This window comes from Rhizobium sp. RU36D (genome assembly GCF_900176345.1).
Lineage (GTDB): Bacteria > Pseudomonadota > Alphaproteobacteria > Rhizobiales > Rhizobiaceae > Allorhizobium.
The window spans coordinates 81,143-102,424 of the sequence record NZ_FWXU01000012.1 but is presented as its reverse complement, the minus strand read 5'-3'; the positions used below and the strand labels follow the sequence as shown (position 1 = coordinate 102,424).

Annotated in this window: 20 protein-coding genes; 10 read left to right on the top strand and 10 right to left on the bottom strand. The window is 62.0% G+C overall.

From position 1 onward, the window contains the following. Positions 1-222 precede the first annotated feature (222 nt). The 4 genes from corA to B9A97_RS16195 form a co-directional block, all read right to left on the bottom strand. Positions 223-1,203 carry a magnesium/cobalt transporter CorA gene (gene corA / locus B9A97_RS16210; RefSeq protein WP_084366393.1) on the bottom strand — a complete coding sequence of 327 codons (981 nt, stop codon included), beginning with the start codon at positions 1,201-1,203 and terminating at the stop codon, positions 223-225. A 476-nt stretch (positions 1,204-1,679) separates the two neighbouring features. Further along, positions 1,680-2,660, bottom strand: coding sequence for an OmpA family protein (locus B9A97_RS16205; protein ID WP_084366392.1), 981 nt, complete (start codon positions 2,658-2,660; stop codon positions 1,680-1,682). A gap of 198 nt (positions 2,661-2,858) precedes the next feature. Continuing rightward, entirely contained in the window at positions 2,859-3,464 is a 606-nt protein-coding gene (locus B9A97_RS16200; RefSeq protein ID WP_084366391.1) for a YceI family protein, read from the bottom strand. A gap of 46 nt (positions 3,465-3,510) precedes the next feature. Next, entirely contained in the window at positions 3,511-4,221 is a 711-nt protein-coding gene (locus tag B9A97_RS16195; protein ID WP_084366390.1) for a hemerythrin domain-containing protein, read from the bottom strand. A 163-nt stretch (positions 4,222-4,384) separates the two neighbouring features. On the opposite strand from B9A97_RS16195, the gene B9A97_RS16190 reads away from it, so the two are divergent. After that, positions 4,385-4,867, top strand: a complete 483-nt coding sequence (locus B9A97_RS16190) for a hypothetical protein (protein ID WP_084366389.1) — start codon at positions 4,385-4,387, stop codon at positions 4,865-4,867. After that, positions 4,864-6,213: a GAF domain-containing protein gene (locus B9A97_RS16185; protein WP_084366388.1), complete on the top strand. Its 1,350-nt coding sequence runs from the start codon at positions 4,864-4,866 to the stop codon at positions 6,211-6,213. The genes B9A97_RS16190 and B9A97_RS16185 overlap by 4 nt, the downstream gene beginning before the upstream one ends. A gap of 25 nt (positions 6,214-6,238) precedes the next feature. Here B9A97_RS16185 and B9A97_RS16180 read toward each other — a convergent pair whose 3' ends face one another. The 3 genes from B9A97_RS16180 to B9A97_RS16170 all read right to left on the bottom strand — a co-directional run bounded on the left by B9A97_RS16180 (position 6,239) and on the right by B9A97_RS16170 (position 10,799). After that, positions 6,239-7,948: a sensor histidine kinase gene (locus B9A97_RS16180; protein WP_084366387.1), complete on the bottom strand. Its 1,710-nt coding sequence runs from the start codon at positions 7,946-7,948 to the stop codon at positions 6,239-6,241. A gap of 130 nt (positions 7,949-8,078) precedes the next feature. Next, a complete protein-coding gene (locus B9A97_RS16175) occupies positions 8,079-10,052 on the bottom strand; it encodes a hypothetical protein (protein ID WP_084366386.1) in 1,974 nt (657 codons plus the stop codon). Positions 10,053-10,409: 357 nt separating this feature from the next. Continuing rightward, positions 10,410-10,799 carry a hypothetical protein gene (locus B9A97_RS16170; RefSeq protein ID WP_084366385.1) on the bottom strand — a complete coding sequence of 130 codons (390 nt, stop codon included), beginning with the start codon at positions 10,797-10,799 and terminating at the stop codon, positions 10,410-10,412. Between the two features lie 238 nt (positions 10,800-11,037). On the opposite strand from B9A97_RS16170, the gene B9A97_RS16165 reads away from it, so the two are divergent. Further along, complete coding sequence (locus tag B9A97_RS16165; protein WP_084366440.1) at positions 11,038-12,615, top strand: helicase HerA-like C-terminal domain-containing protein; 1,578 nt, start codon at positions 11,038-11,040, stop codon at positions 12,613-12,615. Positions 12,616-13,566: 951 nt separating this feature from the next. Here B9A97_RS16165 and B9A97_RS16150 read toward each other — a convergent pair. Further along, positions 13,567-13,890, bottom strand: a complete 324-nt coding sequence (locus B9A97_RS16150; protein WP_244564263.1) for a winged helix-turn-helix transcriptional regulator — start codon at positions 13,888-13,890, stop codon at positions 13,567-13,569. A gap of 181 nt (positions 13,891-14,071) precedes the next feature. On the opposite strand from B9A97_RS16150, the gene B9A97_RS16145 reads away from it, so the two are divergent. From B9A97_RS16145 to B9A97_RS16135, 3 genes are all read left to right on the top strand, one after another. Further along, on the top strand, positions 14,072-15,193 hold the full coding sequence (locus B9A97_RS16145; RefSeq protein ID WP_084366382.1) for an NADH:flavin oxidoreductase: 1,122 nt from the start codon (positions 14,072-14,074) through the stop codon (positions 15,191-15,193). Between the two features lie 316 nt (positions 15,194-15,509). Next, complete coding sequence (locus B9A97_RS16140; protein WP_084366381.1) at positions 15,510-15,758, top strand: BrnT family toxin; 249 nt, start codon at positions 15,510-15,512, stop codon at positions 15,756-15,758. Beyond that, positions 15,755-16,063, top strand: a complete 309-nt coding sequence (locus B9A97_RS16135) for a BrnA antitoxin family protein (protein ID WP_084366380.1) — start codon at positions 15,755-15,757, stop codon at positions 16,061-16,063. The genes B9A97_RS16140 and B9A97_RS16135 overlap by 4 nt, the downstream gene beginning before the upstream one ends. 180 nt (positions 16,064-16,243) lie before the next feature. Here the strand turns inward: B9A97_RS16135 and B9A97_RS16130 are convergent, their stop codons facing one another. Further along, a complete protein-coding gene (locus tag B9A97_RS16130; RefSeq protein WP_244564258.1) occupies positions 16,244-18,376 on the bottom strand; it encodes a methyl-accepting chemotaxis protein in 2,133 nt (710 codons plus the stop codon). Positions 18,377-18,691: 315 nt separating this feature from the next. Between B9A97_RS16130 and B9A97_RS16125 the strand changes: the two genes are divergently transcribed. The 4 genes from B9A97_RS16125 (at position 18,692) to B9A97_RS16110 (ending at position 20,543) form a co-directional block, all read left to right on the top strand. Further along, complete coding sequence (locus B9A97_RS16125; RefSeq protein WP_084366379.1) at positions 18,692-19,117, top strand: PACE efflux transporter; 426 nt, start codon at positions 18,692-18,694, stop codon at positions 19,115-19,117. Between the two features lie 283 nt (positions 19,118-19,400). Further along, on the top strand, positions 19,401-19,610 hold the full coding sequence (locus tag B9A97_RS16120; protein ID WP_084366378.1) for a cold-shock protein: 210 nt from the start codon (positions 19,401-19,403) through the stop codon (positions 19,608-19,610). A 316-nt stretch (positions 19,611-19,926) separates the two neighbouring features. Next, a complete protein-coding gene (gene rpsU / locus B9A97_RS16115) occupies positions 19,927-20,181 on the top strand; it encodes a 30S ribosomal protein S21 (protein WP_084366377.1) in 255 nt (84 codons plus the stop codon). A gap of 137 nt (positions 20,182-20,318) precedes the next feature. Next, complete coding sequence (locus tag B9A97_RS16110) at positions 20,319-20,543, top strand: hypothetical protein (protein ID WP_084366376.1); 225 nt, start codon at positions 20,319-20,321, stop codon at positions 20,541-20,543. Between the two features lie 62 nt (positions 20,544-20,605). Here the strand turns inward: B9A97_RS16110 and B9A97_RS16105 are convergent, their stop codons facing one another. Then, the gene (locus B9A97_RS16105; protein WP_244564257.1) at positions 20,606-21,112 is read right to left on the bottom strand and encodes a VOC family protein; all 507 of its coding nucleotides are present in this window, start codon (positions 21,110-21,112) and stop codon (positions 20,606-20,608) included. Positions 21,113-21,282 lie beyond the last annotated feature (170 nt).

Genomic DNA, 21,282 nt, shown 5'->3' with positions numbered 1-21,282 from the left:
CCTCTCCCACAGGGGGCAGAGGGAAAATGCGGCACCCTCGGCGCGCCACCTGTACTTCGCAGCAGATATGGCGAGGCATTGACCGCGAGTCGATCTCCCCCCTTGAGGGGGGTGAGGCGTGGTCGGCGAAGCCGAGCAATCGATCCAGTGAATCGATTGCAATGCCGAACGTCGGCAGGACAGAGGGGGGGTGTTCGCCTCTCAGCTTCAGCCCCCTGCCCCTTACAGCCACCCACGCCGTTTGAAATAGAGATAGGGCATGATGGCCGAGAGGATCATCAGGCCGAGCGCGAGCGGATAGCCGATCTGCCATTTCAGCTCCGGCATGACATCGAAATTCATGCCGTAGATCGAGGCGACCAGGGTGGGTGGCAGGAAGACCACCGCGGCGACGGAGAAGATCTTGATGATCTGGTTCTGCTCCAGGTTGATCAGCCCCAGGGTCGCATCCAGCAGGAAATTGATCTTGCCCGAGAGAAACTGCGCATGGTCGCTGAGGAAGACCGCGTCGCGCTGCAACAGTTTGATGCGCTGGCGGGTTTCCTTGGGCGGCTTGCGGCCGGGCGTTTCCAGCGCGGCGTGATAGGCGACGAGGCGGGAGATGGTGACCAGGCTTTCGCGCGTCGCCGTCAGGAAATCGCCCTTGCGGCCGATCTGCTCGATCAGCGATTGCAGGTCGCGGGTCTTCTTGGTGACGTTGGACACCTTGCTGCGAAACACTTCGCGCGAGACGGCATCGATCTCGTTGCCCAGACGCTCCAGCACGTCGGCCATGCGGTCGATGATCGATTCCAGGATGCCGACCATGACCGTCTCGCCGCTGGTGCAATGCAGGCCATTGGCCTTCCGCGCCCGGGCGATGAAGGCGGCAAACGGTTTTGGCTCGGCATAGCGCACGGTGACCAGCACCTGGTCCTTGAGGATGAAGGTGACGGGCGTCTTCTGCGGATCGTCGGTATCAAGCCCGGTCAAGGCCGTCACCGTCATGAACTCGGCGCCGTCCTCCTGGTAGAGCCGGGCGGAAAGCTCGATTTCCTCCATCTCGTCGCGGGTCGGGATGTCAAGCCCGAGACGGGCGCCGACCTCGCGGTCTTCCTGCGGGGTGGGGTTGACGAGATCGAACCAGACCAGCGTTTGTTGATCGGCCGTGGCCAGATCGGCGGGCACGATGTGATCGGCTTCACGCGAATAGCTGCGCAGCATGGGCACTCCCTTGGCGACCTCTAGAGGCCACCCGGGCGCCTTGAAAACAGGGCTTGGGGATGACCGTCAGTCGCGGTGATATGACGTCGAACTTCGACTGTCGGGGTTCATCTTCCTGTTCCTCTTGAGTGATGCGCAGCGAACGGCGCATCTGTGTTGCGGATGGACCTGCTGGTGGCGGATGTCAAGCCCTTGAATGGCGGGACGGGCTTAGGGCCAAAACTCAATCAGGATAGGTGTTCTGTTGGTGATGATGGGATTGAATGGAAGCAAACAAGCGCAAGGCAAGACCCTAAGGTCTTGTCGAGCATTGTTTGCGATCAGGCGGCCCATCATGTCAAACCCTTCGGGCAAGTCGCGTCTTGCGCCTGCGGGCGTCGGAAAGGTTTGAAAATGATGAGCATTTCCTGCACCTTTCCTTCTACTCAGGCACAAGATGCGACTTGCAGAACACCTATCCTGATTGAGTTTTGACCCTAAGGCTCGTCGGCCTTGACCAGTTCCACCCGGCGGTTCTTGGCGCGGCCGGCCTCGCTGTCATTGCTGGCGACCGGAGCGGCCATGCCGACGCCGAAGGGTTTTAGCCGCGCCGTGGCAATGCCGGCCCTGGCAAGGGCTGCGACCACCGCCTCGGCGCGGCGTGTCGACAGGTCGATATTGTAGTCGAAGCCGCCCTTGGCATCGGTATGGCCGGCGACCACCACCTTCAGGTCGGTGGCGGATTTCAGCAGGCTGACAATCTCATCAAGCGTCGGCTGGGACTCCGGCTTGATGGTGGCCTTGTCGAAATCGAAGAGGATGCCATAGAGCGAGACGCGGCCATTCTGCGCAATCTGCCGCTCCATCTCGGCCGCATCGATGAAGACGATCTTGTCATTCTCCATGGGCTGCGTCTCGGTGACATCGACCAGCACCTCCGGCATCTTGGCAAAATCGATGACATAGACGGAGACATAGACATCGCCCTGAGGCCTCACGAGCTTCATCGCGGCAAACACCTGGCTCTCGGGGCTGGAATGGATATCGCCCGTGCCCATGGGGCTTTCGTCATGCAGGGCAAAATAGAGTTCCGAACCGCCGGCATCCGAGCAGTCGCGCCCCCGGCATTCGAACAGCGTCTCAAACCCCTTGGCCTTGAGCTCCGCATGGAAATTGCGCGCCACTTCGAGCGCAGACCGTCCGGCCGGCCCCTGATAGCGGATGCGATAGGCCTTGCCTGAGATGGACAGGCTATTGGCATCCGACAGGCGCCGGCCGGCGGCTCGCAGATCCGCACTCCTGATCGGCTTGACCAGAAGGCGCTGCTCCTCGTAGTCGCGCATCTTGTAAAGCGTCATCGTGGCGCCCTCATAGCGCCCGACGAGCTCATGATCCCTGCCGCCGGCGACATCCCGCGCCAGGGCCGGAAAACCCAGCATGGAAAACAGCAAAAGCGAAATCACGGCAGCAAAACGCATGGCGAACCTCAAAGCGATTGTTCGACGGTTTGAAATGCGCAGAGGATAGCATGGATGGTGTGATATTGGCTGCGACGGATGTCACACGGCCGACAAAGTCGGAGACGTAAGCAGCACCCGCCGGATAGCGGGGGCCGCGCGGGCGCAACGGGGCCGAGGCGGTGGGGGAGTTCGGGTGTTGCGCCCGCGCGCGGGGGCTCAGGATTTTGGCACCAGGAACTCGGTCTCGATCAGCAGTTCGACCTCGTCATCCAAAGCGGGGCGGGCGAAATCGAGGCCCCAGTCGGAGCGGCGGAGCTTGCCCGTGGCGGAGAAACCAAGGCGTGGCGTCTTGTCCATGGGATGCTCGGCAAAGGAGCCGTTGAAGGTGACATCCAGCGTGACCGGATGAGTTTCACCGCGGAAGGTGAGATCGCCGGTGACCGAGCCGGTCCTGTCGCCCTCGATGGTGATGTCCTTGGCGACGAAGCTGATCGGTTGCCCGGCGAGAAACTCGGGCGCGGTGCCGATCTTCTTGTCGAAATCCTCGACCTCGGGGAAGGGAAAATCAGTGCGGACCGACTTGGGGTCGACATCGACCTTCAGCGCCGAACCGCCAGGCATTTCGGCATTCCAATCCAGCGTGGCGCTGACGGAGGTGAAGCGGGCGGTATAGTGCGACAGGCCGAAGTGACCGATCCTCCAGGTCAGGCTGGTATGGGCGGGATCGGCAATATATTTGCCGCTCGGCGCAGGTTTCGGCGGCTCGGCGGCAAGGGCCGGAACCGCGGCGGAGAGCAGAAGCAGGAAGGCAAGTCTGTGCATGGTCTTATATCTTTCATGGGAGAGTAAAAAGGGTGGAGGGTAAGGCTCAGGCCGCAAGCTGAAGCCGGTTTGCCAGGTCGCCGAAGGCCCTGTCCGTCAGGCCCGGACGCACGGCGAATTCGATCACGGCATTGAAGATCTCCGGCGGTGCGCCTTTGCGCATGGCGCCCAGAAGGGCCGCGCGCTCGGCCGGGTTCATGGCCGGGATCATGATGCGCATGAAGGCCATGTTCTCTTCCGGCGGCATGGAGGCGATGATGCGCATTTCCAGCACCACCAGTTCCTCATCGGTGAAACCAGCCCACAGCGCCGGCGCCGTCACCGTCTCCTCCTCGTGCATATGGGCGAGGTCTTCGGCGAGATAGGCGGCAAAGGCGAGATAGAGCCGGCGGCCAAGGGCGGGCTTTTCCTGCGGCGATGCGCGCTCGATATCGGCTGCCAGCTTTTCCAGGGTGGCGAAGGCCGCGCGGTGGTCGTCATGCTGCTCGTCGACGATGTCGGTCGAGCCGCCGCGCCCGCGCAGCATGCCGTGGATATGCTCGTCCTCGTGCATCACATGGGAGCCGGCAAGCAGGACATAGCCGCGCAGGATGTCGAGGACGGCGTCGCACTCGGTTTGATCGGCGAAATCGGCAGCGCCGAGGCGGATGAGCAATTCGCAGCCGGCCTTGCGCAGGCCCTTGTGCACGGCGCCGTAGAGATCGTAACGGCCGGCGAGATCGGGAATATCGGTGAGGGAGGGATGATGGTGGGACATGGCGGTTCCTGTTGGTTCAGGCCGGTCGGATCATCCGCCGGCGTGGTGAAACGGTGCATAGTCCGCCGCCCTGCCCGCCGCTTCCTAAATGCATCCTAAGGCGGCAGCCGCGTTGCTAAAATTTTCCTATCTTCCTAAGATTGCAAAAAACGGGGGATGTGGGGTGATCGAGGCGGGCGTGGCAAGCTTCCTGGAGGGACGGGTGATGGTGCTGATCGCCACCCGCAATGCGGCGCATCGGCCGATGATCGGCCGCGCGACCGGCGCGCGTTTCGATGCCGATAGCGGCCGCATCACGCTCCTGGTCTCCTCCAGCCAGTGGCCGGATGCTGTGGCCCATGCCCTGCCCGGCAGCCCGATTTCGGCAACCTTCGTGCAACCCGATACCTACGAGGCTTATCAGATCAAGGGCTTGATCAGCGAGTTGCGCCCGGCCAATGCGATCGAGCAGGCCCGCGGCACGCGCTATGTCGAGGATATGCTGGCGACCATGGGGGCGCTTGGCGTGACCCGCCTGCAACTCTCCAGCACGCTGAGCGACAGGGAGCTGGTGCGCATCTCGTTTACGCCGCGCGATCTCTTCGTGCAGACGCCCGGCCCCAAGGCCGGCAGCCGGTTGGGCATTGCGGAGGCAGTGGCCTCTTGATCCGCCTCAGCAGCATACGCGATGCCTTCGAAGGCGTCATCCCCTCGGTGATCGCCACCACGGATGGCGAGGGCATGCCCAATGCCTCGTACCTGTCGCATGTGCACTACATCGACGACCAGCATGTGGCGCTGTCGAACCAGTTCTTTTCCAAGACCTCCAGGAATGTCGGAGCGAACGGGCTTGCCACCGTCATGGTGGTGGATGGCCACAGCGGGCTGCAATACATCCTCGACCTGGTCTACGACCACTCGCAGACGGACGGCGAGATCTTCGAGCGGATCAGCGTGCATCTCGACGTCACCAGCAGCGAGCAGGGTTTCGCCGGGATCATGAAGCTGCGCGCCGTCGATATCTACCGCGTTGAGGATTGCCGGGCCGTGCCGCCGGCCCATCCGCTGGAACAGCTTGCGCCTGCGGCGGAGGACCGGCGCGACCATTTGGAACTGACCCGCCGGCTGGCGGAGCGCCTGGCATCGCAGGTCGACACCGAGGGCCTGCTGGATACGGCACTGGAGGGGCTGGAGGCCCTGTTCGGCTATTCCCATTCCATGGTGCTGGTGCCGGACGAGGAACGGATGCAGCTTTCAACCATCGCCAGCCGCGGCTATGACCGGTTCGGCATCGGCTCGGAAGTGGCCTTCGGCAGCGGCATCATCGGCATGGCGGCGGCGACGCGGCGGGCCATCCGCATCAGCGACACCAGGCGCGTCAGGCGCTATGTCAAGGCTATCGGCTCGGCCAGCGGTTTTGGCCATGCCGAACCGCTGCCGCTGCCGGCGCTGGAGGCACCGCTGAGCCAGCTGGCGATGCCGATGGTGGCGCAGGATCGCCTGGCCGGCATCCTGTTCGTCGAATCGGAATTTCCCTTCGCGTTTCGACATCGGGACGAGGAGGCGCTTGGCATCTTGGCCGCGCATCTGGCGCTTGCCATGGGGCTCAACGCCCAGGAGCGGGAGCGGCCCGAGGCGCAACCGCCTGCGCCCCCCTCCCCAACCGAGACGACAGCGGCTGCGGGAGAACCGGTGCGGCTGCGCTTTTATGCGCGGGACGGCTCGATTTTCATCGATAAGGACTATCTGATCCGCGGCGTGCCGGGCCGCCTGCTTAAGCACTTCGTCGAGGGCTATGTGTGCCATGGGCGCCGCGACTTCCTCAACCGCGAAATCCGCCGCGACCGCAGCCTGCAACTGCCCGATTTCAAGGATAATCTCGAGACCCGGCTGATCCTTCTGCGCCGACGGCTGGAGGAAAAGGGCGGGCCGATCCGCCTCAGCCGGCCGGATCGGGGACAAGTGCGGATCGAGATAGACGGCACGGCGGAGTTGGAGATCGTGGAGGACTGAGCTGCTGCGAGCGATCCCGTCCGCTTCATTCGGCAGCGCGGATCATGGCTTGCGGGATCTCGATGGTCCAGACGACGCCCTCTGGCTGGTAGTCGCATCGCGCGCTGCCCTGCAGGCTGCCAATGGTGGCGTCGATCAGGACGGAGCCGAAACCCTTTTCGCCCGTGGCCTTCTCGCCGGGGCTGCGCGCCCCCGGCTCCGTGGTGCGCGTGGCGGGCGGCGGGCCGCCGGTTTCGCGCCAGACCAGGCGGAGCATCGGCCGGTCCTCGTGCTGCACACCATGCCATTCAAGGTGAAGTCGGCCTTCCGGCGTCGAGAGTGCCCCGTATTTCATGGCGTTGGTGGCCAGCTCATGCAGCACCATGCCGACTTCCTTCACGGCATCGGCCGCCACGGGGAAATCCTCGCCATCGATGACAAGGCGGTTTTCGGTTTCCACGAAGGTCGCAAGCTGGACCGATACGAGTTCGCGCATCATTGGCGCGGATGTGCGGTCGGACATCAGCAGTTCCAGCGAGCGGGCAAACGAGCCGAGCCGGCCATTGATGGCACTGGCGAAGGCCGCCTTGTCGCCGCTGTGGCGCGCGGTCTGGCGCACCAGGGATTGGGCGACGAGGATGACATTCTTGGTGCGGTGGGCCATTTCGCGCAGCACCACCTGCAGCCGCTCCTCGGCCTGGTGGCGATCGAAGGAGGCTTCCGACAGCGCCCGCGACACCTGGTCCAGCTCGCGGATGCCGGTGTTGAGCGGCGAAACGATCTCGCCGCGCCCGACGCCTGCCGCCCGGCCGGCTATGCCCTTGATGCCGGCCTGCAGCCGCCAGCCGAAGATGACGGCGCAGATCATCGACAGCACGAAAAAGCCGATGGCCGCCAGGATGAGGTTTCGCCAGATGGTGCCGAGCGAGCCCATGGCCGTACCCGCCGGCCCCCAGACCACCACCTGCCAATGGCTCATGCCGATGGTGGCATAACCCAGCATTTCGTCGGTTTCGTCAGGCAGTTCGGCCTGGGCATAGACCGCCTTTGCCCTGTCCAGCCGATCCGCCGGAAAGGCATCGCCCGCCGCCAGATCCGTGCTGGAGGCCACGACCACATTCCTGTCATCGATCAGCGCATAGTTCCATCGCGGCGGCAGCGGCCGCTCTCCCAGCAGCCGCTTCACGTCAGAGGCGCTCTGGGTCATGATGAGGGTCCGTTCCCCCTCAGTCCTGCCCGGCACTTTGATCGTCTTCATGACGTTATAGACAAAGGCCTGGCTGGTGCGGCCGAAAAAGACGTTGGAGACGACGATATCGCCGGTCTCGATTGCCCGTCTCAGGGCATCCATGTTGGAGGTCTTGCCCAGGACCTGCCCGAACGGAACGCGGGTATTGACCAGTTGCTGGCCGTTGCGATCCACGACCAGCAGATACCAGCCGCTGCGCGCCAGCGCGGCATTGGCCCTGTCATGAAACTGCTCGTAATTTTCGAACTGCAATTCCGGCGCGGTTTCGATCACCATCAAGGTGGTGGTCATGTCGTGGAACTGCCGCTCCACCGTGCGGGCCAGGCTTTCGGCCTCCTGGGAGGCCCGATGCCGCAGATCCTCGATCTGGCCCTCGCGCAACTCGCCGACGATCAGCACCGAAAAAATGGCGAGCGGAAGCGTGGTGATGAGCGCGAGCCCCACCATATAGGCCCTGACACCCGCAGCGCCGCGCAGCCATGACTTCACCATAGACAAGAAACGCATGCCATCCGCCTGTGCCGCGTTGTCGCCGGCCGCACATTACCCAGCAAGCTATAGAAAATAAACCGGTTTTTATGCGTGGCGCGATGTGGCGGGCAAAAGGCCGGGGATGCGGGCGGGCGGGAAGAATTCGTCAGTCGTCGCGGCGGATCATGCCGGAGATGGCCGCGGCGGCAATAGCAGTGACGACCCAGCCCAAGACGATGAACAGTTTTTGCAGGTAGAACATCCAGGTTCCCCAGCCGCCCCGCGCCGGCGACGGCGCCCAGGCATCGGTCTGGCCGAGGTCGAGCACGGGGACGACGACATCGAGCGCATAGGCAAGCGAGAAGAAGGTCTCAAAATCCTTGCCGGGCGCAAGTGTAGCGGACCAATCAGCGGCAGGATTGGCAGACGGACCATCGGCGATGGCTTTCCAGTCTGGAGACGTCAGCACGACGGCGGAATTCGGCGCGAAATCGCCGGCGTTCCAGGTGAGGTTCGCAAGGACCGCGACGGTGGCGACCATGCCGGTCAGCCAGCCGAGGGCGAGCCAGGGCTTGTAGCCATAGCCGGCGACCAAGCGGGTGGCCCAGTCCCAGAGCCAGTTTCCCAATATCCTGACGTAGGGGTGAAGAGCGCTGTCTTCCTTGCCACGGCCATTCGCAATTGAGCTTCGCACCGCCTTGCGTTGCTCCTTCTCCTTCTCAATCAGGATTTCCCGTGCCTCATGGCGATGGCCGGTCTCGCGATAGAATTTGGCCAGTTGCTGATAGGGCTGGGGGTGGAATTGGCCCCTAAGCTTTGCACCTTCAACTAGCCAGCGTTTGCGGAAGGAGAGATCAAGGGGGCCGACGAGATTGTCATAAGTAGCTCCAAGCAACCTCAGCGAAGGTACCGCATTCCAGCTTTGCTCATCATCGACCAAATCGCCGAGATGGGCCGCGCTAAGGCCTACCTGCCCAACAATCGAGTTTATCTGCCGCCATATAAGGCCGCCGCTAACGACAATACGCTGCGCATTCATTGCCATGCCCTTACCGCCGTTCAAGGCAGCACCCACAAATGAGAGCTGACCGCCGATCTCGGCACCGGAGAGCGAGACTTCGCCCGTGCTTTTCAGCCGCTTGAGAGTCAAATTGCCCATTATCTTGGCGCCTTGGGCATTGAGTGCCTTGCGACCCCCGCCATTTAGCTCGGCACCCTCAACAGAGAGTTGACCGTCGATCTCTGCGCCGGAAAACGATACTTCGCCGATACTCTTCACGTTGTTGAGGAAGGCACCACCTCTGATTTTTGCGCGCTGCGCACTCAGCGCATTACCCACCACGCCATTTAGCCCGGCGTCGTTTACCACAAGTTGGACATCAATTTTGGCGCCGGAAAAGGAGACTTCGCCAGTACTCTTTAGCTTCCTGAGAAAAACACCTCCCGTGATCGAGACGCCCTGCGCATTCAGGGCAAAGCCTCGGCCCCCGCTCATTTCGGCGCCCTCGCAGGAAAGTTGACCGTCAATCTGGGCGCCGGAAAACGATACCTCGCCGACGCTCATAATGTTGTCGAGGAAGACACCGCCCCTGATAATGGCTCCCTGCGCGGTCAGGACTTGGCCGTCCTCGCCATTCAGCACGGCGCCGTTGCCCGATAATTGTCCCCCAATCTCAGCGCCGGAAAGCGAGATTTCGCCAGTGCCCTTAAGTTTGTCGAGAAAAACACTTCCTCTAACTGTGAAACCACTCGCGTCGAGGGCCGGCAAGCTGCTGCCGGAGAGTATCAAACCATCGAGATGTGCTTGACGTGCCATAAGGGATGTGTCGAAAGCACACCGAAACAAGTGCACCAGGCCCTTGGCAGTCGCAAAGCTCAAATCCAGCTCGCCCTCAATCCACGCCCCCACCAATTGCACACCCCGCTCATGAACCCGGCACTGCTCGCAGCCGCCGAGGATCAAGTAGCGCAGCAGATCGGCGCGGATGGTGCGTTCGGGGCTTGGGCCTTCGGGTCTCGTGCCATCGCCAAGAACAGTCGGTTCGCCGAGCGTGCAGTTGTCGATCAGTGTCCTTTCGGCGGGGCTGAGCGCGGCTTTGCCTTTGAGTTTCGTGATATCGGCATAGGTTCGGATCAGCATGCGCGCCCCAGGGTTTTGGTCTGATCGAGAGGCTAGCGGTGGGCGAGGGTTTCTGCAACCATAAGCTACAGTGCAGAACGGAGCCCATCACCCCGGCCGCCGGCGTTTCGGCAAAGGGGCTCGGCTGGCAAAGATCAACCGTCATTCCGGCGAATGTCGGAATCCAGCGCGATCAAATCCTTGATCGCGAGAGACTCCTCTCGCGGCGCGGATGCGCCGTGGCTGGATCCCGCATCACGTGCGGGATGAGGGATAACTTGTTGCCACGATCGGGTATCCGCTCCCTTGGTGAGGACCACACGAAAAAGCCGCCGGAATTGCTTCCGGCGGCTTTTTCACGCGATACGACCTACAGGCTCAGACGAACTGGCTCAGGCCCGGAACCGAAGCAACCACTTCATCCACCACGTCGGCGCCGGCATATTCGCGGGCGACGGCCATGGTTTCCTTGGCGAGTGCGGTGATTTCGCCCATGCCAAGGCCCTGGGACATCAGCTGCTGGCCGAGGCCCATGATGCCGCCGCCGCCGATGGCGCTCATCAGGCCGCCGAGCAGGCCCTTGCCAGCGCCTTCGCCGTTGAACTGGGCGACCAGCTCGACAGCACCGGGAATGGATTCGATCATCTTGGCAACCGGGCCGTCAGCGGCTTCGCGCTGCAGGAAGCCCAACATCATGCCCAGTGCCTTCTCGGCAACCGCCGGCTCCAGGCCCACATTATCGGCGATCCGTGTGACGATTTCATTCATGCGTGCCTCCTCTGGCAATTACGTGTACGTAAAGGTAATGTTAAGTCATTCCACCGGTCCGCACAAGCGGCGCACCTCGGGTTATCCCGGATTTTCGCCCCTGGCTGCCGGGCGACGCGGCCTGTTGTCGATGTCTCCTGCGCACCTTATAAGAGCCCAGTGATGATTCAATGAAAAGATAGGCTTGGGAGCGATGCCCCGCTGCGGTCATCTGCCCCAGACAGCGAGGGACGCGGCAATGCTTGTGGACGGCAAACTCTTCATCGGCGCCAGCCGCAATCCCGACGACACGATCAACAAGGGCGAATATCTCGACCTGAAATTCGGCAACCGCCACGGGTTGGTGACCGGCGCCACCGGCACCGGCAAGACGGTGACGCTGCAGATCCTGGCGGAGAGCTTTTCCAATGCCGGCGTGCCGGTGTTCTGCGCCGATATCAAGGGCGATCTCTCCGGCATCGCGGCGATGGGCGAGCCCAAGGATTTTCTCTTGAAGCGGGCCGAGCAGATCGGCCTAGCACCTTACGATTTCCAGGAATTTCCCGTGATCTTCTGGGACCTTTATGGCGAAAAAGGCCACCGGGTGCGCACGACTATCGCCGAGATGGGACCGCTGCTGCTGGCCCGGCTGATGGACGCCTCGGAAGCGCAAGAAGGCGTGCTCAACATCGCCTTCAAGATCGCCGATCAGGGTGGCCTGGCGCTGCTCGACCTGAAGGACCTGCAGGCGCTTTTGAACTACATGGGCGAGCATGCCACGGAGCTGTCGAGCCAATACGGGCTGATCTCGAAATCCTCGGTCGGCTCGCTGCAGCGCGGGCTTCTGGTGCTGGAGCAGCAGGGGGCGGAGCATTTCTTCGGCGAGCCTGCGCTGGAGATCAAGGACATCATGCGCACCACCAATGATGGGCGCGGCGCGATCTCCGTGCTAGCGGCCGACCGGCTGATGATGAACCCGCGCCTCTACGGCACCTTCCTGCTGTGGCTGCTGTCGGAGCTGTTCGAGGAACTGCCCGAAGTGGGCGATCCGGAAAAGCCGCGGCTGGTGTTCTTCTTCGACGAGGCGCATCTGCTCTTCAAGGACGCGCCGAAGGTGCTGGTGGAACGGGTCGAGCAGGTGGTGCGGCTCATTCGCTCCAAGGGGGTCGGCGTCTATTTCGTGACGCAGAACCCGCTCGACGTGCCCGAAACCGTGCTGGCGCAGCTCGGCAACCGGGTGCAGCATGCGCTGCGCGCCTATACGCCGCGCGAGCAGAAGGCGGTGAAGACGGCGGCGGAAACCTTCCGCCCCAACCCGGCCTTCGACTGCGCCACCGTGATCACCACGCTCGGCACCGGCGAGGCGCTGGTCTCGACGCTGGAGGGCAAGGGCGCACCATCGATCGTGGAACGCACGCTGATCCGCCCGCCCTCCTCCAGGCTCGGGCCGATCACCGAGGCCGAGCGACAGTCGATCATGAATGTCAGCCCCGTCGCCGGCATGTATGACAAGGACCTCGACCGGGAATCGGCCTTCGAGATCCTGGCAGAACGGGCCGAAAAGGCTGCGGAAGCCGAGGCGGCCCGCCAAGCGGCCGAGGATCGCGCCGCCCGCGGCGCCGACGACAACAGCGCCGGCGGCCGCTGGAAGCTCCCCGGCTTCGAAGAGCGCGCACCGAAGGACACCCGCGAGACGACCCGCAAGACCTCCGGCTACCAGCGCGAAACGGTGATCGAGGCGGCGATGAAGAGCGCCGCCCGCTCGATCTCCAGCAAGGTGGCCAACGAGATCGGCCGCGCCCTGGTGCGCGGGATCTTGGGGAGTTTGAGGCGATAGGGGATGGCGAGGCGGGTAATCTTGGCTTTGGCATAGCCAGCGTTTAAGCATGCGTACCCCCCCTCTGTCCTGCCGGACATCTCCCCCTCAAGGGGGGAGATCGGCTTGAGGTCGGCCGCTCGCTTCACCCGCTAGCCTGAGCATTCCAATTTGAATTTTGTTCATTTGGAGCAAGGCGTTGCCACGAGTCGATCTCCCCCCTTGAGGGGGGACGGCTGGCAAGCCAGAGGGGGGAATGCCGAGACCGCAAGCCTTGAATAAGATCGGAAATCGCAGATCCGTTGGCTCATAATCGCCTTGTGGCCAATTCTAACAGCACCGCCGCCTGCTGTTAACATTGCAAGTATTCATTCCTGCACGTTTCAACAGCGCTCGAAATTCTTTCGTACTTGCGCAAACCGTATCCTAGCCGCATGTTAAACAATAATCTCCGGAGGCAAGGATGGGTAGATTGTTAGTACTCTTCTTGGGAGTATTGTCAGCAGGTTGCAGCAGTTCTCAGTCTACGCAGTGGCGCGAGGTTCCAAAGACACCGGCTGGAAAACTGGAACGCGCAAAAGCAGTTTGTGAAGGTCGCGCCGGAGAGACCCAAGTTGCAGCGGGTCGCTATTGGATCGCGGGGGCAATTGCGTCGGAGAGCACATTCAAGGCGTGTATGGCAGACCAAGGGTTCGTACAGAGCTAATTGCCAACGGTGTGCATGGCGTGATGTCGCAAGCGCTTGAGCATGCATACCCCCCTCTGTCCTGCCGGACATCTCCCCCTCAAGGGGGGAGATCGACTCGTGGCCACGCCTTGCTCCAAATGTCTAATTTCCAATCAGAATGCTCAAGCGACCGGGTGAAGCGAGCGGCCGACCTCACGCTGATCTCCCCCCTTGAGGGGGAGATGTCCGGCAGGACAGAGGGGGGTATCTTGCTAAGACGCCTAATATATCAAGCCTTTATTACGTTACCCGCCATTCCGCGCATCAAACGCCGCCCGAGCCTGGTCCACGTCGGCCTGATACTGCACTGTCCAGCCATAAAGCGCCTTGAAGGGCACCAGCAAGGTGTGGCCGAGCGGGGTCATGGCGTATTCCACCGCCACGGGTGAGGTGTTCAGCACGCGGCGTTCGATGAGGCCGTTGCGTTCCAGTTTGCGCAAGCATTGGGTCAGGGCCTTCTGGGTGACACCTTCCAATAGCCGCTTCACCGCGTTGAAGCGAAGCGGCTCCTCCTCCAGCACCTTCAGCACCATCATCGACCATTTGTCGGCGATCTGGTCGAACAGCAGGCGGCTGGGGCAATTGACGTTGAACGGCTGCTGGCAGGTCTTTGGCGCCGGGCGCTGGTCGATCTTGCGGGTGAGTGTGTCCATGCAGGTTTCCTCCAGGCTACCTGGTGTATTTTCAGTACCTTCTTGACACTAGATATATTTTTTATACCTAAGGCGCAAGATCAACAGGAACTCTCGCATGACCTCGCGCAATACCGATGTACTGTTTCAGCCCTTCAGCCTCAAATCGCTCCACCTCAAGAACCGCATCGTCATGGCGCCTATGACGCGCGCCTTTGCCACCGATGGCATCGTCGGGCAGGCGCAGGTGGATTATTATCGCCGCAGGGCCGAAGCCGATGTCGGGCTGATCCTTTCGGAAGGTACGGTCATCGACCGGCCGGCGTCGCGCAACCTGCCCGGCATCCCCTTCTTCCACGGCGAAAAGGCGCTTGCCGGCTGGAGCGACGTGATCACCGCCGTGCATGCGGCCGGCGGGCGCATGGGGCCGCAGATCTGGCATACCGGCTCCACCACCGCTTCCAAGGACTGGGCGCCGCCGATCGAGGACATCGAAAGCCCATCGGGCCTGGAAGCGCCGGGCAAGCCGCGCGGCAAGGTGATGAGCGACAGCGACATCGCCGACACCATCGCCGCCTTCGGCAAGGCCGCCGCCGATGCCAAGCGCCTGGGCTTCGACACCTTCGAGATCCACGGCGCCCATGGCTATCTGATCGACCAGTTCTTCTGGTCCGGCACCAATCTGCGCGACGACCGCTGGGGCGGCGCGACGATTGCCGAACGCAGCCGTTTTGCAGTCGAGGTGGTCAAGGCAACCCGTGCGGCCGTCGGGCCTGACTTCCCGGTGATGCTGCGGCTCAGCCAGTGGAAGCAGCAGGATTACAGCGCCCGCCTGGCAACGACGCCGGATGAGATGAGCGCCTGGCTCGTGCCGCTGGTCGAGGCCGGCGTGGATATCCTGCATTGCTCGCAGCGCCGTTTCTGGGAACCGGAATTTCCGGAGATCGACGGAGAGGAAGGCCTGAACTTTGCCGGCTGGGCGAAGAAGCTGACGGGTGCAGCGACCATCAGCGTCGGTTCGGTTGGCCTGTCGGGCGAATTCCTCGGCGCCTTCGCCGGCCAGGGTTCCCAGGCGCAGGACATCGACAAGCTCGTGACGCGCATGGAGCGCGGCGAATTCGACCTGATCGCCGTTGGCCGGGCGATCCTGAACGACCCGCAATGGGTGGCCAAGATCCGCGAAGGGCGGCAGTCCGAACTCAAGGACTTCAACGCCGCAGCACTGCGCGAACTGGTGTAACGACAAAGGGCGGCGGCAGCGATGCCGCCGCCCAGCTTGATGACAAAGATCGGTGTTCGGCGAGACCCTATTCGTCCGTCATTCCGGCGAAGGCCGGAATCCAGCCACGGCGCGTCTGCGCCGTGAAAAGAGTCTTTCGCAATCAAGGACTTGATTGCACTGGATCCCGGTTCGGGGGCCGGGATGACGGCGAGGTTTTCGGTCAAAACCAACGTCGAATGACCTGGAATGAGCGTTTGTCAGCAGCCTGAGGGCGGCGGCGATGCCGCCGCCTGGCCTGCTTGCGTGAACGATTGTTTTTGTATATACAAAAATAATGGAAATCGTTTGGGACGAGCGCAAGCGGCGGGCTAATATTGACAAGCACGGGCTCGATTTTGCCGACCTGACGCTTGATTATTTCCTGTCGGCCTCGATACGTCCCGCAAAGGCAGGTCGACTGCAGGCCATCGGCCGGCTCAAGGACGGCACCTTGTCGGTGATATTCCTGAAGCTTGGCAGTGAAGGCATATCGATCATCTCGATGCGTCCGGCCAATATCCGTGAAAGGAGAAGCGCGCGATGAAGGCAGGCAAGACCGTGAAGGGTTTCGAGGACGGTCGCGGATATAGCCGCGAGGACTGGGACGAAGTCAGCGACAATCCCGAACTGACCGACGAGCAGATTGCGGAACTGCGGCCGTTTCGCGAGGTGTTTCCCGATCTTGCCGCGGCAATCGAGAAGAAGCTGGCGGGCCGGCCGAAATCGGATAATCCCAAGCGGGCGATCAGCATCCGGCTGGATGCCGAGGTGATCGACCGGTTCAAGGCGACCGGGGACGGCTGGCAGTCCCGCATGAACGAAGCGCTGCGCAAGGCCGTTGGGCTGTGACGCACTGACCAGCGGCTAAAGCGCGTCGCGATCTTTCAGATTCGCTTTCCTCGCTTTAGTCCTTTGTTTTTGAGCATGTCGTTATCGCAAAACCGCGGCACACTTTTGCGCGACATGCTTTAGCAGCAAGAAAAGCGGGGATGACGGCCTGGCAAGCCAGGCCAGACCGCCACCCACCGGTCAGGCGGCCCTGGATGTCGCAGGCACAGAGCCGGATGGCCTTGCCGTCGCACGAGCGCCGGATTGTTTGTCGCCTTCCAGCCGGAAGGCCGAAATCAACAGCCGCAGGCGATTTGCCTCGTTTGCCAGGGTGGCGCTGGCCGCACTCGCCTCTTCCACCATGGCCGCGTTGCGCTGGGTCACCTGGTCCATCTGATTGACGGCGGCGTTGACCTCGGCCAGGCCGGTGGACTGTTCCCGCGAGGCGGTGGCGATCGCATCCATGTGTCGATTGATTGACGCCACGAGATCGCCAATGCCGCGCAGGGCATCGCCGGTGTCGCGCACGAGCTTTACCCCGCCCTGAACCTGTTCGCCGGAATTGCGGATCAATCCCTTGATCTCCCGCGCCGCATTGGCCGAGCGCTGGGCGAGTTCGCGCACCTCCTGCGCCACGACGGCAAATCCCTTGCCCGCCTCCCCTGCCCGGGCCGCTTCGACGCCGGCATTGAGGGCCAGGAGGTTGGTCTGGAAGGCAATCTCGTCGATGACGCCGATGATGCTGGAAATCTGGCTGGAGGAATCTTCAATACGCTGCATGGCATCGACCGCCGACGACACCACCTGGGCGGAGCGGACAGCGCTGCTGGTCGCCTGCTGGGCCACATTGCGGGCTTCCTCGGCGCGTTTGGAGGCATTGGCGACATTGACGGTGATTTCATCGAGGGCCGCGGCGGTCTGCTCCAGAGCTGCCGCCTGGCGCTCGGTGCGCTGGGCCAGATCCCCGGCGCTGGAACTGACCTCGGCGCTGCCGCCATCGATGATCGAGGCGGATTCGCTGATGTCGCGCATGACATTGCCGAGTTGCCGGACCGCCTGGTTGAGGTCATGGCGCAACTGTTCGAAATCCGGGGAGAAGGGCAGCGGCAGTTCGAAGGCGAGATCGCCGGCGGCGAGCCGCGACAGCCCCTCGGCCAGCGCAGAGGTCGCCTCGATCAGCCGTTGCTGCGCCGCGGCCTCCGCCTCCTGTTGCATGCGAATGCGATCGGCCTCAGCGCGGCTGCGCGCCTCGGCGGCCTCCCGCTCCAGCCTGATATTGGTGAGGGCCGCTTGGCGGAACACCTCCAGGGCCGAGGCCATGTCGCCAATTTCGTCGCGGCGTTCGACGCCCTGAACCTCGAAATCGGCATCGCCTCCGGAGAGCCGGCGCATGGCCGCGGTGATGCCGATGATCGGCCGGGAGATCGACCGGCCGATGACGAAGACGGCAAGTGCGAGAAGAACTGCTGTCAGCGAGCCGGCAAGGATGACCATGTTCATGTTGCGGGCTGCGGCGGCATCGCCTTCCGCCCGGGTCGCGAGCCTTGCCTCATCCAGCCGCTTGGTGGCGTCGACCACCAGCGGGTCGAGTTCGCTGAAGGTGCCGGACGCCGCCTGGCGCAGGGCCTCTTCCTCGACAACCACGGCCGCATAGCGGGCAAAGGCCTGGGCATAGGCATCAAGGCTGGCCTTGACGGTCGCCATCTGTTCGGCCGCGAGTTGCTCCTGGGCGATCGAAAGAAGTTTTTCCGCTTCCGTGGCGTGCTGCCCGATATATTTGGGATCGCGCCGCAGGATGAAGTCCTTCTCGTGGCGGCGCAACGTCAACACGCTGATCAGGAGATCGCGCGCCTCCACCGACTTCACCACGGCTTCGATGTTGTGCACCGCCTTCCGCATCGCGCCTTCCAAGCCCTGGTCAGGGGTCAGCCCGAGATCGCGGTTTTTTTCAAAAAGGCCGTGGGTGGCATCCACATAGGTCTTGTAGCCAACCGCAATCGACGCGACCGCATCGCGCATGTCAGGATCAACCCCATTTGCCAGCCGCGACAGGGCCTGGTTTGCCTGATCAGCCGCCTTGTCAAAGGCTTGTTGCGATTGCTCGTCCTTGCGCAGCAGGAAATCCTTTTCCCGCCGCCGGTTTTCCAGGAGATCGGTGCGGAAGCCGGCCATTTCGCGGCTGAGTTCGGCGAAACGCTCGGTCTTTTGGCGATAGTCTGCATCCAGCGATCGCTGCACCATGAAGATGCCGGCGTTGACCGCCAGCCCGAGGAAGGCAATGCTTGCCAGGAGGAAGATGCGATACGAGATTTTCATGTTTGAAAGAGCGCGCATGGTTAGGGTTCCTGTCGGGTTTTATTTAAAGTCCTCCTTATTTTAGAATATTTGGTTAAATCCCTGGGTTGCTGCATATTTCCCCTGCAATTGATAAATGCCAATCGGGCCAGGGGTGAGCGATGGCGGATGGCGGCTCTGAATGAGGCGATCAAGGCCTGTCGCGATCTGTCAGATTCGCGTTGCACGCCTTGATCCATCGCTTTTTCCGCATGGCGTCATCGCAAGAACGCTGCACACTGTTGCGCGACATGCCCTATTCGCGACGCGGATGCTGGATTATGGTCGCTGACCATCCGAGAGAGGTTACCGCCCATGTCTCCCGTCATGCGTCGCATTGTCTATGTCAGCCTCTATGAAGGGCTCGCCATCCTGTTCAGCAGCATGATCTTTTCGCTGCTGGGCTATCCGGCGGTCGAGTCGGGTGCTGCGGCGGTGGTATCCTCAGCCGTTGCCATGGGCTGGAATTTCATCTTCACCACGGCTTTCGAGAAGTGGGAGGCGGGCAATCCGGTCAAGGGGCGCTCGGTGCTGCGCCGGATCGTTCACGCCATTCTGTTCGAGGGCGGGCTGGTGATCGTGCTGACACCGGTGCTGGCGTTGATTCTCGGCATGCCGCTGATCCAGGCCTTCCTGACGAATCTCGGGCTGCTGTTCTACTTCCTGGTCTACACCTATGTCTTCAACTTGACGTTCGACAAGATATTCGGCTTGCCGGCCTCCGCCCGCGCCGAAGCATGAGGGCATGACCTCTTAAGCCCGTCGGCGGACGTCCAAGCCGAAAAATATTATGCCGGACCGAATTTCTTTTAAATCAGTGTGTTAGGCTAAAATGTCAACGTTATCCGTCCGAAATGCCGGCGCGTTTCCTTGCATATTCCGTCAAAAGGACTATGTATGCGGCATCGAAGATTGCTTGTGACCTCCGTCTACGCGCTACGGCGCACGGTCAGATTTCCTCTCAACATCGATCCAGCCGGACGAATATCTCCCCGGCCAACCAAACGATTGAAAGGAAATCGTTATGCATACTGGCACCGTAAAGTGGTTCAACAGCACCAAGGGCTTCGGCTTCATTCAGCCTGACCAGGGCAACACCGACGTATTCGTACACATCTCGGCTGTCGAGCGCGCTGGCATGCGCCAGCTCGTTGAAGGCCAGAAGATCAGCTACGACATCGTTCAGGACAAGCGTTCGGGCAAGAGCTCGGCCGACAACCTGCGCGCAGCATGATTTGTCATTCGCCCTTGCCGACCACGGATGTACTGGCGGCTTGAGGGCTGAGTGACGGGAAGAGGTCGGGTTATGCCCGGCCTTTTTGTTTTTTGCCGGTCGCCATGAAACTCCCTGACACAATTGGGGGTTATGTTCGGCGGCTTGGCATGTTAGAAAGCGTTCAAGGGTCGGAATCGACCCTGTTTTTCACGAGCCGCTGCCCGTTTGGCAGTCGTTGCGGTCCGTTGCTTCCCGAGAAGCGGACATTCAAACAGGCTTCATTGATCAACCATCAGCATCAGGGCGGCCCCAAGGCTGCCGGAAGGGAATTGAATTGCAGGTTCTAGTCCGTGACAACAATGTGGAGCAGGCGCTCCGCGTGCTCAAGAAGAAGATGCAGCGCGAAGGCGTATTCCGGGAAATGAAGGCGCGCAGCGCCTATGAAAAGCCCTCGGAAAAGCGCGCGCGCGAAAAGGCCGAAGCGGTTCGCCGCTACCGCAAGCTCGCCCGCAAGAAGATGCAGCGCGAAGGCCTGCTTCCCGCGCCGAAGAAGGCGCCGATGCGCGCTGCTGGCGCTGGCGCCCGCTGATCGTCAGCCGTTCCGGGTCCGGCCTGTCCGGACCCAGCACTGACAAGCGGTGGCACCCGGTGTCGCCGCATCTGCACCCGCCCGGGTGCGACGCCGCTGAAGCGTACCCGACGCATTTCAATACCGGAGGGTTTTTCATGACTGCGACCAAAGACAAATTCTTCAAGCCCGAAAAGGTCAATGCCCGCGACAAGGCGGCTGCAACCGACCAGACGGCACGCGCCATCATTGAGGCCGAAGCCAACGCACGGGACAACAAGACCGAAAAGCTGAAGGCGCTGCGTCTTTTGCGCGAGGCCGAAGGCGGCGGCGAAGCCGCGGCGCCGAAGAAGACCAAGCGCGCTCCAGCCAAGGCGAAGTAACTGGCTGCAAGGCGTGACAAAGGCTGGTGGAGGCCATCTGCGCCCTGCTCTGCCCCATATTGCTATTGCGGAAGGCCTTGCGCCGAACCTGATTGCTCAAGCTCCAGCACATTGCCCTCGGGATCGCGCAGATAGACAATCAGGCGTGGCTTTCCCGGCGTGCCGAAATCGGTGGTTCCAGCTATCTGCGAGCCGCCTGCTTGGATGATGTCCGAGATCGCTTGTGCGAGGTCGTGAACCTCAAACGACAGGTGGCCGAAGCCTGGTTCATTCACCCGCGGCCGTTCGCGCGGATGGATGACTTTGTGCTGGTGAATCTCCAGGAATGGATGCTCGATCCCGGGGAATTTGAGCCAGATGGAAAGTATCTCGGAATCCGCAAGACCATTTCCGCGCGAGACTTTCTCCCCGGATAGGGTCCTGGGAGAGCGAAGCAATTCGCATTTCATCACGTCGATGTAGAAGGCTGCCAGGGCCTGCGCATCTCGCGCGACGAGGTTGATATGCGCAAGTTTCATGGAGTGAGCTTCATGATCGGGGATATGATTATTCATGCGTGCGGAGAGCAATATAAGAGCACTGTCCCGCCAGTGTGACCTGTTTTCAATTCTGGCTCCGCCCCTCACCCTAGCCCTCTCCCCGCAGGCGGGGAGAGGGGATGGTCGCGGCGCTAGCAGATATCCCTTCGCCCCGTTTACGGGGAGAAGGTGCCCGAAAGGTGGATGAGGGGCAGACGGCC